This is a genomic window from Streptomyces sp. TBY4 (assembly GCF_024213195.1).
GTDB lineage: Bacteria > Actinomycetota > Actinomycetes > Streptomycetales > Streptomycetaceae > Streptomyces.
The window spans coordinates 466,582-482,372 of the sequence record NZ_JANAVF010000003.1; the positions used below are offsets into that span (position 1 = coordinate 466,582).

The window sequence follows — 15,791 nt, forward strand, 5'->3', positions numbered from 1 at the left end:
CCGCCGCCGATCGTCTCTTTGTGGCAGTTGTGTAAGCAACTGCCCTTTTTTGTCGGCTATACCTGAAATATCTGGTCTGCATCTGGTCTGAGCGGGCCGACCGTGCATTCAGGAGGAACCGGCGATGAGTACGACCAAGGCGGCGACCACGGCCCCGCCCGCGAAGAAGCGGGGCGCCGGGCTGATGCAGGGCATGCAGAAGGTCGGCCGCAGCCTCCAGCTGCCCGTCGCCGTGCTGCCCGCCGCCGCGATCCTGCTGCGGCTCGGCCAGGATGACGTCTTCGGCAAGGAGGGTCTGCACTGGGGCAAGGTCGCCGACGTCTTCGCCACCGCCGGCAACGGCGTCTTCGCCAACCTGCCGCTGCTCTTCTGCGTGGGCGTGGCCATCGGCTACGCGAAGAAGGCCGACGGCTCGACCGCGCTCGCCGCGCTCGTCGGCTTCCTCGTCTACAAGAACGTGCTCACCGCCTTCCCCGTCGACGGCTCCGTCACGGAGGCGCTGCCCAAGGGCACGCCCCAGGACCCGGGCGTGCTGGGCGGCATCATCATCGGCCTGGTCAGCGCGATGGTCTGGCAGCGCTTCCACCGGACCCAGCTGGTCGACTGGCTCGGCTTCTTCAACGGCCGCCGTCTCGTCCCGATCCTGATGGCCTTCGGCGGCACCTGCTTCGGCGTGGTCTTCGGCCTGGCCTGGGGCCCGGTGGGCAGCGCGCTGGGCTCGTTCAGCGAATGGCTGATCGGTCTGGGCTCGGTGGGCTCCGGCCTCTACGGCGTCTTCAACCGCGGCCTGATACCCGTCGGCATGCACCAGTTCCTCAACACGTTCTTCCAGCAGCAGGTCGGCTCCTTCACCAAGCTCGACGGCTCGGTCGTGCACGGCGAGATCCCCCGCTTCTTCGCCGGCGACCCGACCGCCGGCCAGTTCATGTCCGGGTTCTTCCCGATCATGATGTTCGGCCTGCCGGCCGCCGCGCTCGCCATCGCCCACTGCGCCAGGCCGAACCGCCGCAAGGCGGTGACGGGCATGATGGTCTCGCTCGCGCTCACCGCGCTGATCACCGGTGTCACGGAGCCGATCGAGTTCACCTTCATGTTCCTGGCCCCCGCCCTCTACGCGGTGCACGCGGTCCTGACCGGCCTGTCGATGGCCCTCACCTGGGGCCTGGGCGTGCACTACGGATTCGGCTTCTCGGCGGGCCTGATCGACTACCTCCTGAACTGGAAGCTCGCGACCAAGCCCTTCCTGGTCATTCCGATCGGCCTGTGCTTCGCCGCCGTCTACTACGTCGTCTTCCGCTTCGTGATCACCAAGTTCGACCTGCCGACCCCCGGCCGCGAACCCGACGAGGAGAGCGACGCCACGACGGCCTGACACGCCGTCGGTCCCGGCCCGCGGCCGGTGCGTGGGGAACATGATCAGGGGGGCAGCAGAGAACAGGAGAAGCCCGTGAGCACGTACGACCTGTCGGCGGCGCGTCGCCGCAGCGCCGAGCTGGAGGAGCGGATCGCCGCCGATCCGGGGCGGTTCCGGGTGCTGACCGGGGACCGGCCGACCGGACGGCTGCACCTGGGGCACTACTTCGGGACCCTGCAGGGCCGGGTACGGCTCCAGGACCTGGGCGTGGACACCTTTGTGATCGTGGCCGACTACCAGGTCCTCACCGACCGGGACGTCGCCGACCGCCTCGGCGAGCACGTCGAGGAGCTCGTCCTCGACTACCTCGCCGCCGGGATCGACCCCGAACGCTCCACGATCTTCGCCCACAGCGCGCTGCCCGCCCTCAACCAGCTCCTGCTGCCCTTCCTCTCCCTGGTGTCGGTGGCGGAACTGCGCCGCAACCCCACCGTCAAGGACGAGATCGCGCACTCCCGGCAGGCCTCGGTGAGCGGGCTGATGTTCACCTATCCGGTGCACCAGGCCGCCGACATCCTGTTCTGCAAGGCCGGCGTGGTGCCCGTGGGACAGGACCAGCTCCCGCACCTGGAGGTCACCCGCACCATCGCCCGCCGCTTCAACGAGCGCTACGGGGCCGCCGGGCCGGTCTTCCCCGAGCCCGAGGCCCTGCTGTCCGCCGCACCGCTGCTGCTCGGCACGGACGGCACCAAGATGAGCAAGTCCCGGGGCAACGCCATCACCCTGTCGGCCACCGCCGACGAGACGGCCCGGCTGCTGAAGGGCGCCAAGACCGACGCGGTCCGCCGCATCACCTACGACCCGGCCGGCCGCCCCGAGGTGTCCAGCCTGGTGCTGCTCGCCGCGCTGTGCCAGGACCGCACACCGGAGGCGGTCGCGGAGGAGATCGGCGACGGCGGCGCGGCCCAGCTGAAGAAGGCCGTCACCGAAGCCGTCAACGAGCACCTGGCGCCGCTGCGGGCCCGCCGTACGGAGCTGGCGGCCGACCGGGGCCACGTACGGGAGGTCCTGCGGCGCGGCAACGAGCGCGCGGGCGCCGTCGCCGAGGCCACCCTGGAGGAGGTCCGCGCCGCGATGGGGACTTCGTACTGATGGAGCGGGTCCCGGAGTGGCTGCGGCACACCCTCCGGGTGCGGGCGGTGCCGGTGGACCGGGCCCTGGTCGTACGGGGAGCCGTGGGCATGCTGGTCCCGCTGGCCCTGGGCCAGCTGGCCGGACGCCCCGACCTCGGAGCGGCGGCGGGCCTCGGCGCCTACGGGGCGGCCGTCGACGACGGCTCCGCGCCCTGGCGCACCCGCGCCCTCACCCTGCTCCTGCCCCAGCTCGGCGGCGCGATCGGGCTCGCGCTGGGCCGGGCGACCGAGGGTCAGGCCTGGGCGCAGATCCTGCTGGTGGCCGTGGTCGCGCTGGTCTCCGGACTGCTGTCGAGCATCGGCCGGGTCAGCGACATGGCCGGCCTGGTGCTGCTCCTGGCCACCGCCATGGGGCTCGGGCTGCCCACCGGGCCGCCCTGGTGGCAGGTGCCGCTGCTGTTCCTGCTCGGTGGGCTCCCGCTGATGTTCCTGTCGGTCGGTGGCGCACTGCTGCGGCCCGGCCGCGCGGAACGGCGGGCCGTCGCCGGGGCGGTACGGGCCGTGGCGCGGCTCCTCGAAGCCACCGACGGGACCCGGGCGGAGCGCCGCCGCGCGGTGACCGCAGCCATGGACGCCGCCCACGACGCGGTGCTCGCCCGCCGCCTCTCGGCCCCCCGACCGGGCAGCTCCGCGGCCCGCCTGGCCGAGTGCCTGGACCGGCTGGTCGGCGTCATCGCCGCCGTGCCGCCCGCCCGCGCCGAGGTGCCGGCCGCCCGTGCGGCCTGCGCCGGCGCGGTGCGCGGGGTCGCCGCCGCCGTCGAGGCAGGTGTGGAACCGCAGCCGGTGCCGCCGCCCCCGGCCCCGGTGGACCCGGGCGACCGGGGCCTGTTCGCAGCCGTGGCCGAGCTGGCCGCGCCGTACCCCGAGGCGGGCGGCACGCTCCGCCGGGTGCCGGTGCCCGCGCCGCCCGGGCGGCGGTTCGGGGCCGCGCTCGCCGGGAGGCTGCGCGATCCGGCGGCCCGCGGCCAGGCCCTGCGGCTGGCGGGGTGCATGGCCGCCGCGCAGGCGGTCGCCTCGTTCAGCGGTCTGCCGCGCTCCGGCTGGCTGGTGCTGACCGTCGCGCTCGTCGTGCGGCCGGGGCTGGGGACCGTACCGGGCCGGCTCGTGCCGCGCGCCCTCGGGACGACCGCCGGGGTCCTGATCGGGCTCGCCGCCGGGGCCCTGCTGGCCCCGGGCTGGTGGTGGATCGCCGCCCTGGTCGTGCTGACCGGGCTGCTCCAGGCGTACGGCCGCCGCACGTACGCGGTGCAGACCCTCCTCCTGACCCCGGTGATGCTGCTGCTCGCCGACCCCCTCGGCCGGGCGGGACCGGCCGCGGCGGAGGCCCGGCTGCTCGACACGCTGATCGGCTGTGCGCTGGCCTTCGCCCTCGGCCACCTGCTCTGGCCCGAGGACACCCGCGCCCGGATCCCGCACCGGCTGGCCGGGCTGCACGAGGCCATCGCGGAGTACGCGCGGCACGCGGACCCCGTCGTGGACCACGCCCGCCGCCGCATCCACCGCGAACTGGCCGCCGTACGGGCCGAACTGGAGCGGCTGCGCACCGACCCCCGGCACCGCGCGGCCCTGCCGGGGTGGTGGGAGGAGCTGGCCCGGGCGGAGGCGGCCATGGCCGGGGTCAGGGGGGAGCGGGGTTCGGACGACTGAGGCTCAGGCCTGCGCCGCGTACCGGGACTTCAGCTCCGAGACCACCCCGAAGAAGGCCGCGGTCAGCGGTACCGCCAGCAGCATCCCGAGGATGCCGGCGACGCTCGCCCCGGCCGTGATCGAGAGCATCACCACCGCCGGATGCATCTGCACCGTGCGGCTCTGCACCATGGGCTGGAGGATGTACCCCTCGATCATCTGGACCGCCAGCACCACGCCCAGCGCCCACAGGCCGATCACCCAGCCGCGGTCGGCGAGGGCGACGAGGACCGCCACGGCGCCGGAGAGGAAGGCCCCGAGGTAGGGGATGTAGGCGGTCACGAACACCAGGGCGGCCAGCCCCACGGCGCCCGGGACCTGCAGGATCAGCAGACCCGCCCCGATGAGGATCGCGTCGACCAGCGCCACGAAGGTGGTCCCGCGCATGAAGCCCTCGACGGCCTCGTACGCGCGCCGCCCCATCGCCTCCATCAGGTCGCCCGAGCGGCTCGGCACCATCGAGCGCAGGGTGCCCACGGCCCGGTCGGAGTCGCGGAGGAAGAAGAAGATCAGCACCATGGCCAGCAGGGCCGTCGCCATCATCGTCGCGACCACGCTGAGCCCGGTGACCACGCCCGAGGCGGCCGTACCGCCGAACTTGGCCAGCAGGTCCTTGGAGTTCTTGGCCACGTCCTCCAGGGAGGTGCCGAGCGCCCCGAAGTGCTCCGCGAGGTCCGTGCCGGCCTTCCGCAGGGAGTCGATGATCTGGTCGCCGGTCTCGATGAGCGCGAGGACCACGATGTAGCCGGCCCCGCCGACCACGGCGGCCACCGTGAGGCAGGTGAGGGCCGCGGCGAGCGAGCGGTTGACCTTCATGCGGATCAGCCGCTTGTGCATCGGCCCGAGCAGGGCCGTGCCGAGCACGGCGAGCAGCACGGGAGTGACCACCGTACGGAAGACGGTGCAGAGCCAGACGACGAGCGCGAGCACGGCGGTGGCGAGGAGGACGACGACGCACCAGGCGGCGAGTCGGCGTACGGGCTCGGGCAGCAGGGGAGTTGTCGGCACGGTTCATACAAACACTCCGGAGAGCCCTCCCCGGCTGCGCCCCGCCGGTCCCTCAGCCAGTCTCCGCCGCAGCGGGCTTGGACTGCTCGCGGAGCACGAACCACGTGGACTTGCCCTCGCCGCGCGGGTCGACGCCCCAGTCGTCCGCGAGCATCTCCAGCAGCAGGACGCCCCGCCCGCTCGACGCCATCTCTCCCGGGTGCCGCTTGTGCGGCAGCTCGTCGGAGGCGTCCGCCACCTCCACGCGCAGCCGGCGCGAGCCGAGCTCGCCGACCGCCTCGGCGATCAGCAGCGCGTCCCCGTCCGTGTGGACCAGTACGTTCGTCAGCATCTCGGAGACCATCAGCACCGCCGAGTCCACCTGCTCCGGGTCCGCCCAGTCGTGCAGCAGCTCCCGGATCTGCTGGCGCACGCCCGCGACCCGTTCCGGCTCGGCCTGGGCGACGGTCGTCATGGTGCGCCGGGCCGGCCGGGCCGGGTGCAGCAGCGGGGTCTCGCAGCCGCAGCCCTCGCCCTCGCGGCAGAGCAGGACGACGGCGATGTCGTCCTCGCGCCGGTCGGCCAGCGGGCCGGTGGTGTGGTGCGAGGACGGGCCGTGCACCGCCTGGACCAGCAGGTCGGCCAGGCGTTCCAGGTGGCGGGGCTCCGGGTCGGCGGGGTCGGGGCCGTGCGACTCCAGGATGGCCCGCAGCCGGGCCCAGCCGGTGTCGAGGTCGTGGCCGCCCGTCTCGATGAGCCCGTCGGTGCAGAGCATCATCGTCTCGCCGGGTTCCAGGGTGAACCGGGTCGTCGGGTAGTCGGTGTCCGGCACGATGCCGAGCGGCAGCCCGCCCGCCGTGGGGCGCATCAGGACCGTGCCGTCGGCCATCCGCACCGCCGGGTCGGGGTGCCCGGCGCGGGCCACCTCCAGCAGGCCGGTCTGCGGATCGCACTCCACGTACAGGCAGGTCGCGAAGCGCGGGCTCCGGAAATCGGAGTCCGCCTCGCCGCCGTCGCCCTTGCCGGGGCCCGAGCCGGTGTCCTGCTCCGAGCACAGGCCCGCCAGGAAGCGGGAGGCGCGGGAGAGCACCGCGTCGGGCCGGTGGCCCTCGGAGGCGTACGCGCGGACCGCGATCCGGAGCTGGCCCATGAGGCCGGCCGCGCGGACGTCGTGCCCCTGGACATCGCCGATGACCAGCGCGAACCGTCCCGACGGCAGCGGGATCATGTCGTACCAGTCGCCGCCGACCTGGAGCCCGCCGCCGGTCGGCACGTAGCGCGCGGCGAGGGTCATCCCGGGGATCTCGGGGCCGAGCTGCGGCATCATCGACCGCTGGAGGCCCGTGGTGAGCTCCCGCTCGGATTCGGCCACTCCGGCGCGCTGGAGGGCCTGCGCGAGCATCCGGGCCACCGTCGTCAGGACGGAGCGCTCGTCGGGGGAGAAGGACACCGGGTGCTTGAAGGCGGCCATCCAGGCGCCCATGGTGCGCCCCGCGACGATCAGCGGCAGGAAGGCCCAGGAGATCCTGCCGAAGCGCTGGGCGAGCGGCCAGGTGGCCGGAAAGCGCCGTTTGTAGTCCTCCGGGCTCGGGAGGTAGATGGCCCGCCCGCTGCGGACCACCTCCGCGGCCGGGTAGTCGGTCAGCAGCGGCATGTCCGCGAAGGGGCCCTCGTCCCCGGGGTCGTGCCCGTGGTGCCCGATGATCGACAGCCGGTCCCCGGACACGCCGAACACGGCCAGCCCGTCGGGGATGAACCCGGGCATCGACAGCGAGGCCGCCACCCGCAGGACCTCGGCGGTGGAGCGGGCCTCGGCCAGCGCCCGGCCGGCGTCGAGGAGGAACGCCTCGCGGGAGCGGCGCCAGTCGCCGGTGATCGGGGTGTGCGTGGCCGTGGTGCCGGGCTGGGCCTCGGCTATCTCCTGGATCGTGCCGATCAGCTCGTAGTCGAGGCGGCCGTCCGCGGTGCGGTTCTCCAGCGGCTTCGAGCGGCTGCGCACGGTGCGCAGCACGCGCCCGTCCTCGTCCATGATCCGCAGCCGGGCCTCGGCGAGGGTGCCCTCGGCGACCGCGAGGTTCACGATGCCGTTGATCTCGTTCCAGTCCACCGGATGGAAGCGCGAGCGCACGGCGACCTCGGACAGCGCGACGGGCTCGGCGGGCAGCCCGAGCAGCCGGGCGGCCTCGCTGTCGAGGGTGACCGTCCCGGAGGCGTTGTCCCATCGCCACAAACCGGTCGCGATGGCGGCCAGGACGTCCTCTGTGCGCACCTGGTCATCTTTACAGGTCATCCGCCTGACGTGCCTGTTCACCACCCCGGTCGCGACGCCGGTTCCGACCCCGGTCCCGACCCCGCTCACCACCCCGGGTGAGCGGGCCCGCACGTGCTCCCGCCCCGGACGGTAACCTTGGGACGGTTGAATCCACCCTGGTATCACGTAGAACTGGATGACTGATGCATCGGTACAGGTCCCACACGTGCGGCGAGCTCCGAGCCTCCGACGTCGCCTCCGACGTCCGGCTGAGCGGCTGGCTGCACAATCGTCGAGACCTGGGCGGCATCCTCTTCATCGATCTGCGTGACCACTACGGCATCACGCAGCTCGTCGCCCGTCCCGGCACCGCCGCGAACGAGGCGCTCAGCAGCGTCACCAAGGAGACCGTCGTCCGCATCGACGGCAAGGTCGTCTCCCGCGGCGCGGACAACGTCAACCCCGAGCTCGCCACCGGCGACATCGAGGTCGAGGTCAGCTCGGTCGAGGTGCTCGGCGCCGCCGCCCCGCTGCCCTTCACCATCAACACGGACGACGGGGTGAACGAGGAGCGCCGTCTGGAGTACCGCTTCCTCGACCTGCGCCGCGAGCGCATGCACCGCAACATCATGCTGCGCTCGGCCGTCATCGCCTCCATCCGCTCCAAGATGGTGGCCCTCGGCTTCAACGAGATGGCGACCCCGATCCTCACCGCGACCTCCCCCGAGGGCGCCCGTGACTTCGTCGTCCCGTCCCGTCTGAACCCGGGCAAGTTCTACGCGCTCCCGCAGGCGCCGCAGCAGTTCAAGCAGCTGCTGATGATCTCCGGCTTCGACCGGTACTTCCAGATCGCGCCCTGCTTCCGCGACGAGGACGCCCGCGCCGACCGTTCGCCGGGCGAGTTCTACCAGCTCGACGTCGAGATGTCCTTCGTCGAGCAGGAGGACGTCTTCCAGCCCATCGAGCGGCTGATGACGGAGATCTTCACCGAGTTCGGCAAGGGCCGCCCGGTCACCTCGCCGTTCCCGCGGATCCCCTTCCGCGAGTCGATGATGAAGTACGGCAACGACAAGCCCGACCTGCGTTCCAAGCTGGAGCTCGTCGACATCACCGACGTGTTCGAGGGCTCGGAGTTCAAGGCGTTCGCCGGCAAGCACGTGCGCGCCCTGGCCGTCCCGGACACCGCCGCCCAGCCGCGCAAGTTCTTCGACGGCCTCGGCGAGTACGCGATCTCGCTGGGCGCCAAGGGCCTGGCCTGGGTCCGCGTGGGCGAGGACGGCGGCCTGACCGGCCCGATCGCCAAGTTCCTCACCGAGGAGAACGTCAAGGTCCTCACCGAGCGCCTCGGCCTGGCCGCCGGTCACGCCGTGTTCTTCGGCGCGGGCGAGTTCGACGAGGTCTCCAAGATCATGGCGGGCGTCCGCGTCGAGGCCTCCAAGCGCGCCGGGCAGTTCGAGGAGGACGTCTTCCGCTTCTGCTGGATCGTCGACTTCCCGATGTTCGAGGCGGACGAGGAGACCGGCAAGATCGACTTCTCCCACAACCCGTTCTCCATGCCGCAGGGCGGCATGAAGGACCTGGAGGAGAAGGACCCGCTCGACATCCTGGCCTGGCAGTACGACATCGTCTGCAACGGCATCGAGCTGTCCTCCGGCGCCATCCGCAACCACGAGCCCGAGGTCATGCTGAAGGCCTTCGAGATCGCCGGTTACGAGGCGGAGACCGTCGAGCGCGAGTTCGCGGGCATGCTGCGGGCCTTCCGCCTCGGCGCCCCGCCGCACGGTGGCATCGCCCCGGGCGTGGACCGCATCGTGATGCTGCTCGCCGACGAGCCGAACATCCGCGAGACCATCGCCTTCCCGCTCAACGGCAACGCGCAGGACCTGATGATGGGCGCGCCCACCATCCTGGAGGAGTCCCGCCTGCGCGAGCTGAACATCGCGCTGCGCAAGCCGGTCGAGACGAAGACCGGCGAGCCGGTCGACAAGGCCGTGAAGCCCCACCAGTAAGCCGGTGCGGGCGGTGTGACGAAGGGCGGGGTTCCGTACGGAGCCCCGCCCTTCGGCGTTGCCCGGTGGGGCCCGGTGGGGCCCGGTGGGGCTCAGGCTCTGCCGTCCCCGTCTCCCAGCAGCGCCAGACCCATGTCGGTGGCCCTGTAGTTCACCTCGCGGCCGTAGCGGTGACCCGTCACCAGGCCCGCGTCCCGCAGCACCGCGAGGTGCTGCGACACGGCGCCCGGACTCAAACCGGTGCGCACGGCCAGCTGCGTGGTGGTGGCCGGCGAGCTGGTCCGGGCGAGCAGTCCCGCCCTGCTGCGGCCGAGCAGCCGGGCCAGACCCTCTCCCGGACCGCAGTGCCGCTCCCACAGCGTGCCCACGCCGCGCGCCGGGTAGACCAGGGACGGCGGCGTCCCGCCGCTGCCCTCCAGCAGCCGGCAGCGGGCCGCGAACGCACTCGGCACCAGAGTGATCCCGGTCCCGTCCAGGCGCGCCTCGCCGGCCGGGAGCCCCTGCGACACCAGTCGGTCGCCGGTCCAGCGCACCTCCGGGTGCAGGCGGGCGAGCACCTCCTGGATGCCGTCCTCGGCCAACTGCCGGGTCCGGTAGGCGATGTCCGCCTCCAGGACCGCGCGGATCCGCGGCCAGTGCGGTCGTACGGCCGCCCGCCACCACGCCAGGACCGCGTCGGGGGCCCCGGCAGGACCGGGTCGCGCCGAGAGCTCCTCCTCGATCTCGGACAGCGGGCACCGCGGGGCGGGCGGTACGAAGCCGGCCAGCCGGGCGAGCAGTTCCCCGTGGTCCTCCCGGACGGTCAACGCCTGCTTGATCCAGGGGAGATGGACGGCGTGGCGGCCGGGATCCGCCGCCGCCCGCAGGCTCGCGACGGTCTCCCACAGCGGCGACACCGCAAACCTCAGCTGGGCCAGGTCACCGACCCCGAACCGCACCGCGCCCATCCCCGTACGCCCTCCGGCCGCCTGAGCATTTCGGCCAGACTAAAACATTGGCCGGACCGGCCCGGGGCTGGCGATGCTCCCGCCCATGACCGCCTCCCGTCCGGCCGACACCGGACTCTTCCGCGACCCCGACTTTCGCAGGCTCTGGACGGCCGATGCCGTCAGCCAGGCCGGCACCGCCGTCACGCTCCTCGCGCTGCCGCTGGTCGCCATCAGCACCCTGCACGCCGATGCCTTCCAGGCCGGCCTGCTCGTGGCCTTCGAGTACCTCGGCTTCCTGCTGCTCGGACTGCCCGCCGGCGCCCTGGTGGACCGGACCCGCGGACGCCGGGTGATGATCGCCGGAGACCTGGGGCGCGCCGCGCTCCTCGGCTCAGTCCCGGCCGCGGCCTGGCTGGACGTGCTGTCCCTGGTCCAGCTGTACGCAGTGGCCTTCGGTCTGTCCGTGTGCACCGTCTTCTTCGACGTGGCCGCGCAGAGCCAGCTGCCCCGGCTCGTCGAACCGCACCGGCTGGTGGAGGCCAACGTCAGGATCGAGGCCGGCCGGACCCTGACCCAGGCGGCGGGGCCCGGTGCGGGCGGGGCACTGGTCGGGGTGCTGACCGCTCCCGTCGCGCTCGTCCTGGACGCCGCCAGCTACCTCGCCTCGGCGGCGCTCCTGGCCCGCATCCGCCGCCCCGACGCCGTACCGGGTGCCGTCGTGCCGGATGGTGGCGGAGTTCCGGGTGATGCCGTGCGCGGTACGGCCCGGAGCCTGTGGGCCGACATCGCCGAAGGGCTCCGCTTCGTCCTCGGCAACCGGCTGCTGCGGGCCCTCACCCTCGGCTCCGCGGTCTCCAACCTCTTCGGGACGATGGGCGCCGCGATGCTGCTCGTGCTGCTCGCGGGCGAGCTCGGGCTGTCCCCGTTGCTGTGCGGCCTCGTCTTCACGGCCGAGGCGGCCGGCGGGTTCCTCGGCAGTCTCCTCACCACCCGGATCGCCCGCCGACTGGGGCAGGGACCGGCCATGTGCGCGGCCGTGGTCACCAGTGGGGTGCTCTGGCTGGCGGCCGTCCCGTGCTTCCAGAGCGACGGGCGGCTGGCTCTGGCCGTGGCCCTACAGGGCCTGGGCTGGACCGCGTTCATGACCTTCAAGATCACGTCGGTCTCGTTCCGCCAGCAGCTCTGCCCGGAGCCGATGCTCGGGCGCATGACGGCGACGTTCCGCTTCGTCGTGTGGGGCGTCATGCCCGTCGGAGCGCTGGCCGGTGCGGTCCTGGGACAGCACCTGGGCGCCCGGCCGGCCCTGTGGATCGGAGCCCTGGGCGAGCTGGCCGCCGTACTGCCCCTGCTCCTGTCACCGCTGCGGAGCATGCGGGAACTCCCGCGCCGGGTCCTGCCGGCCGAGGAGGGTCCGGCTTGTCGCTCGCCCCTGGGGTGAACGACAGCCGGACCGGGTCCGCCTAGAACTTCTCCAGCAGGCCCTTGAGGAGGGCCGCCGAGGTCAGTTCGGCCGGTGCGGGGCCGGCGTGGAAGAAGCCGGCGTTGTCGGCATCCAGCTTGCGCAGGAAGTCGAAGGCCTTGGCGTCGTGGTCGCCGAAGGCGACGAACTGCCAGTGGATGCCGGGGGCCGCGGTGGCGGCGTCGGCGATCGCCTGGCGGGCGGGGCGGACGTTGTCGGGCGCGCCGTCCGTCTGGAACACGACCAGGGCCGGGCCCTCGCCGCCGTCCTTCTGGTAGCGCTCCACGACGGCCTCGACGGCGACGTGGTAGCTGGTGCGGCCCATCCGGCCGAGCTCGGCGTGGCGGGTCTCGACCCAGGCCCCGTCGTGGCCGTCGAGGGTGAGGTCGGCGGTGCCGTCCACGTCCGTGGAGAAGAAGACCGTGTGGACGGTGGCGTCCTCGTCGAGGTGCGCGGCGAGGGCGAGGGCGTGGTCCGCGAGGTGCTGGACGCTGCCGTCCTTGTAGAACGGGCGCATCGAGCCCGACCGGTCGAGCACCAGGAACACGGTGGCGCGGGCGCCGGCCCTGCCCTTGGTACGGAGCGCCTGTCCGGCGGCCTTGTACGGGGCTGCGATCGCGGGTGCCTGCCGCTTGACGGTGGCGAGGGTGTGCGCGGGGCCGCCTTCGGGGGCGGCGTCGGCGGGGAGGAGTTCGGCCTCGGCCGCCTCGGGCTCCGCCTCGGTGTCCTGGGCCTGCGGCTGCGGCTGCGGTGCGTCGGCGTCGGCGGACACGAGCTCGGGCTCGGCCCCTACGACGGCCTGCGGCTCGGGCTCGACCTCGACGGCGGCCTGCGGATCGGGCTCGACCTCGACGGCGGCCTGCGGCTCGGGCTCGGCCTCGGTGGTGACCTCGGCCTCGGCCGCGACGGGCTCCGCCTCCGTGGTGACCTCGGCTTCGGCCGGGGCGGGCTCCGCCTCCGTGGTGACCTCGGCCTCGGCCGGGGCGGGCTCCGCCTCGGTGACGACCTCCGCCTCGGCTGCGGCGGGCTCTGCCTCCGTGGTGACCTCGGCTTCGGTCGCGGCGGGCTCCGCCTCCGGGGCTGCGGCCAGGGCCGGTTCGGCCTCGGGCTCGGCGGCGATCGGCTCGGCCTCCGCCTCGGCTTCGACGGCCGGAGTGGCGATGGCCTCGGGCTCGGCGGCCGGTTCCGCTTCCGCGGTGACGGGCTCGGCCGGGGGCGGGGTCGCAGGGGTCGACGACGGGCCACCCGTGGACGAGCGGCGGGCTTCCGGGACCGTGGGGTCCGGGGCGGGGGCCGGGGCCGGGGCGGTGAGGACGGTGCCCGGTTCGAGGTCCCGGGGGGTGGACTGCGGGGGAACGGTCGGGTTGTCGAAGGAGGCGGCGACCAGTTCGGCCGCGGCGTCCAGGGGGGTGCGTTCGGTCTGGCTCGGGAGGGCCGCCGAAGGGGCGCCGGTCGTCTCCGAAACCGGTTCAGAGGTCCGTCCGAACACCTTGCGCAACAAGCTCCGAATACCCATGGGCCAGGCCTTTCGCATGAGTGCGTGCGTCATTTGTCCGTGCTGCGCGGTAGATCCCTGCCCAGAGTGGACACGTAAGGTTATCGGCCCCTTGGCTGGAACTTCGGGAGGGGCACCTTTCGTGGCGCCCACTGCTCAAACACACCCGTTCCGCCCCCGAACTGCCGCCCCGACGTGCCGGATTCACCGGCCGTTCATCCACCGTCCGCCGCTTCGGCGCAACCCGCCCATAGCGTCACCGACGGATTGTTCCGACACGTTGTCGGGGACCGTGCATCAACGGAGGACACTCGTGCGCAAGCTCCTGCCGCTCATCGGCTCATCTCACGGGGGCGGCCGTTCCGCTCTCACCTGCCGCTACCGCTGCGGCGACGCCTGCTTCCACGAGGTGCCGAACACCAGCGACAACGAGTACGCCGGCGACGTCATAGCCCGCGCCTACTCGCGCCGCGCGATGCTCCGCTCCGCCGCGGTCGTCACGGTCGCCTCGGCCGCCGGTACCGCCCTCACGCTGAGCGGCAACGGCGCTCCCGCCTCCGCCGAGCCCGCCCTCGAGGCGCAGAGCGCCGGCGCCGCCGGTGTCAACGCCCAGGGTGCCCGCGGCCTGCGCTTCAAGCCCGTCGCGCCGAACACCGCCGACCAGGTCACGGTCCCCGAGGGCCACGAGCAGAACGTGGTCATCCGCTGGGGCGACCCGATCATCAAGGGCGCCCCCGGCTTCAACCCGGACAAGCAGACCGCCGCCGCCCAGGCCGGTCAGTTCGGCTACAACAACGACTTCCTGAGCCTGCTCCCGCTCGGCGGCGACTACGAGCGCCAGCAGCTGCTCGTGGCCAACCACGAGTACACGGACGAGCAGCTCATGTTCAAGGCGTACGACGCGGCCAACCCGACCCGCGAGCAGGTCGAGATCGCCTGGGCCGCGCACGGCCTGTCCGTGGTCGTGGTCCAGGAGGACCACCGCAGCGGCAAGCTGACCGCCGTCAGCCGCCACCGCCTCAACCGCCGCCTGACCGCCACCAGCGAGTTCAAGCTGACCGGTCCGGCCGCCGGCTCCGACCTCGTGAAGACCTCGGTCGACGCCACCGGCACCAAGGTGCTCGGCACCCTCAACAACTGCGCCGGCGGCACCACCCCGTGGGGCACCACCCTCCACGGCGAGGAGAACTTCAACCAGTACTTCGGCAACGCCGGCCTGGTCACCGAGCCGACCGCCGCCGCCCGGCTGAAGCGCTACGGCGTGACCGCCGGCGCCACCGAGCGCAAGTGGGAGCGGTTCGACAAGCGCTTCGACGTCGCGCAGGAGCCCAACGAGTCCCACCGCCACGGCTGGGTCGTCGAGCTGGACCCGTACGACGTGAACTCCGTCCCGCGCAAGCGCACCGCGCTCGGCCGCTTCAAGCACGAGGCCGCGCAGCCCCGCCTGACCGAGGACGGCCGCCCGGTCGTCTACATGGGCGACGACGAGCGCTTCGACTACTTCTACAAGTTCGTCTCGTCGAAGCAGATGAAGAAGGGCAACTCGCGCGCGGCGAAGGAGCACAACCTCACGCTGCTCGACGAGGGCACCCTCTACGTCGCCAAGCTCACCGGCGACTCCCCGGCCGCCGAGATCGACGGCTCCGGCAAGCTCCCCTCCGACGGCGAGTTCGACGGTTCCGGTGTCTGGATCAAGCTCCTCACCGCCTCCCCCTCCGGGAACGTCTCGCACGTCGAGGGCCTGAGCGCCGAAGAGGTGTCCGTCTTCACCCGCCTGGCCGCGGACAAGGTCGGCGCGACCAAGATGGACCGTCCCGAGGACGTCGAGCCGTCCCCGCGCACCGGCCGCGTCTACATCGCGCTGACGAACAACACGGACCGCGGCAAGCCCGGCAAGGCGGAGGGGGCGACCGAGGCCAACCCGCGCAACCTGAACAAGCACGGCCAGATCCTGGAGCTCGCCGAGAACTTCGACGACCCGGCCGGCGACGGCTTTGCCTGGCGCCTCTTCCTGGTCGCGGGTGACCCGAACGACCCGGCCACCTACTTCGCGGGCTTCCCGAAGGACAAGGTCAGCCCGATCTCCTGCCCGGACAACGTGGCCTTCGACCCGCACGGCAACCTGTGGATCTCCACGGACGGCAACCAGCTCGGCTCGCACGACGGCCTGTTCGGTGTCGCGACCGCCGGTGAGCGCCGCGGTGAGCTGAAGCAGTTCCTGACCGTCCCGCGCGGTGCCGAGACCTGCGGCCCGATCATCCAGGACAAGCGCGTCCTGGTCGCCGTGCAGCACCCGGGCGAGATCGACGGCGCGTCCGTCGAGAACCCGCAGTCGGTGTGGCCCGACGGCCCGGGCAAGATCGTCCGCCCGTCGGTCGTCTCGGTCTGGCGCAAGGACGGCAAGAACATCGGCGTCTGAGCCGAGGTG

10 protein-coding genes are annotated in these 15,791 nt (G+C 72.8%); 6 read left to right on the forward strand and 4 right to left on the reverse strand.

All coding sequences use genetic code 11. The features are described 5' to 3' along the window. Positions 1-124: 124 nt before the first annotated feature. From NLX94_RS10130 to NLX94_RS10140, 3 genes are all read left to right on the forward strand, one after another. On the forward strand, positions 125-1,372 hold the full coding sequence (locus NLX94_RS10130; protein ID WP_254382287.1) for a PTS transporter subunit EIIC: 1,248 nt from the start codon (positions 125-127) through the stop codon (positions 1,370-1,372). Between the two features lie 75 nt (positions 1,373-1,447). Further along, the gene (trpS, locus tag NLX94_RS10135) at positions 1,448-2,506 is read left to right on the forward strand and encodes a tryptophan--tRNA ligase (protein ID WP_254382288.1); all 1,059 of its coding nucleotides are present in this window, start codon (positions 1,448-1,450) and stop codon (positions 2,504-2,506) included. After that, positions 2,506-4,194: an FUSC family protein gene (locus tag NLX94_RS10140; protein WP_254382289.1), complete on the forward strand. Its 1,689-nt coding sequence runs from the start codon at positions 2,506-2,508 to the stop codon at positions 4,192-4,194. Before trpS ends, NLX94_RS10140 begins: the two co-directional genes overlap by 1 nt. A gap of 3 nt (positions 4,195-4,197) precedes the next feature. Here the strand turns inward: NLX94_RS10140 and NLX94_RS10145 are convergent, their stop codons facing one another. Next, the gene (locus tag NLX94_RS10145) at positions 4,198-5,241 is read right to left on the reverse strand and encodes an AI-2E family transporter (protein WP_254382290.1); all 1,044 of its coding nucleotides are present in this window, start codon (positions 5,239-5,241) and stop codon (positions 4,198-4,200) included. A 52-nt stretch (positions 5,242-5,293) separates the two neighbouring features. Continuing rightward, entirely contained in the window at positions 5,294-7,489 is a 2,196-nt protein-coding gene (locus NLX94_RS10150) for a SpoIIE family protein phosphatase (protein ID WP_254382291.1), read from the reverse strand. Between the two features lie 185 nt (positions 7,490-7,674). Between NLX94_RS10150 and aspS the strand changes: the two genes are divergently transcribed. Next, entirely contained in the window at positions 7,675-9,480 is a 1,806-nt protein-coding gene (aspS, locus tag NLX94_RS10155; protein WP_254382292.1) for an aspartate--tRNA ligase, read from the forward strand. A 92-nt stretch (positions 9,481-9,572) separates the two neighbouring features. On the opposite strand, the gene NLX94_RS10160 is transcribed toward aspS, so the two are convergent. After that, a complete protein-coding gene (locus NLX94_RS10160) occupies positions 9,573-10,427 on the reverse strand; it encodes a DUF5937 family protein (RefSeq protein WP_254382293.1) in 855 nt (284 codons plus the stop codon). Positions 10,428-10,512: 85 nt separating this feature from the next. Between NLX94_RS10160 and NLX94_RS10165 the strand changes: the two genes are divergently transcribed. Beyond that, positions 10,513-11,847 (forward strand): MFS transporter, encoded by a 1,335-nt coding sequence (locus NLX94_RS10165; RefSeq protein ID WP_254382294.1) that lies wholly within the window; start codon positions 10,513-10,515, stop codon positions 11,845-11,847. A gap of 22 nt (positions 11,848-11,869) precedes the next feature. Here the strand turns inward: NLX94_RS10165 and NLX94_RS10170 are convergent, their stop codons facing one another. Next, on the reverse strand, positions 11,870-13,384 hold the full coding sequence (locus NLX94_RS10170; RefSeq protein WP_254382295.1) for a VWA domain-containing protein: 1,515 nt from the start codon (positions 13,382-13,384) through the stop codon (positions 11,870-11,872). 292 nt (positions 13,385-13,676) lie between these two features. Between NLX94_RS10170 and NLX94_RS10175 the strand changes: the two genes are divergently transcribed. After that, positions 13,677-15,782 carry a PhoX family phosphatase gene (locus NLX94_RS10175; protein WP_254382296.1) on the forward strand — a complete coding sequence of 702 codons (2,106 nt, stop codon included), beginning with the start codon at positions 13,677-13,679 and terminating at the stop codon, positions 15,780-15,782. Positions 15,783-15,791 lie beyond the last annotated feature (9 nt).

Excerpts from the sequence above, each read along its gene's own strand:
- aspS (WP_254382292.1), top strand. The coding sequence starts at position 7,675 with ATGCATCGGTACAGGTCCCACACGTGCGGCGAGCTCCGAGCCTCCGAC.
- NLX94_RS10130 (WP_254382287.1), top strand. The coding sequence starts at position 125 with ATGAGTACGACCAAGGCGGCGACCACGGCCCCGCCCGCGAAGAAGCGG.
- NLX94_RS10165 (WP_254382294.1), top strand. The coding sequence starts at position 10,513 with ATGACCGCCTCCCGTCCGGCCGACACCGGACTCTTCCGCGACCCCGAC.
- NLX94_RS10140 (WP_254382289.1), top strand. The coding sequence starts at position 2,506 with ATGGAGCGGGTCCCGGAGTGGCTGCGGCACACCCTCCGGGTGCGGGCG.
- NLX94_RS10160 (WP_254382293.1), bottom strand. The coding sequence starts at position 10,427 with ATGGGCGCGGTGCGGTTCGGGGTCGGTGACCTGGCCCAGCTGAGGTTT.
- NLX94_RS10170 (WP_254382295.1), bottom strand. The coding sequence starts at position 13,384 with ATGGGTATTCGGAGCTTGTTGCGCAAGGTGTTCGGACGGACCTCTGAA.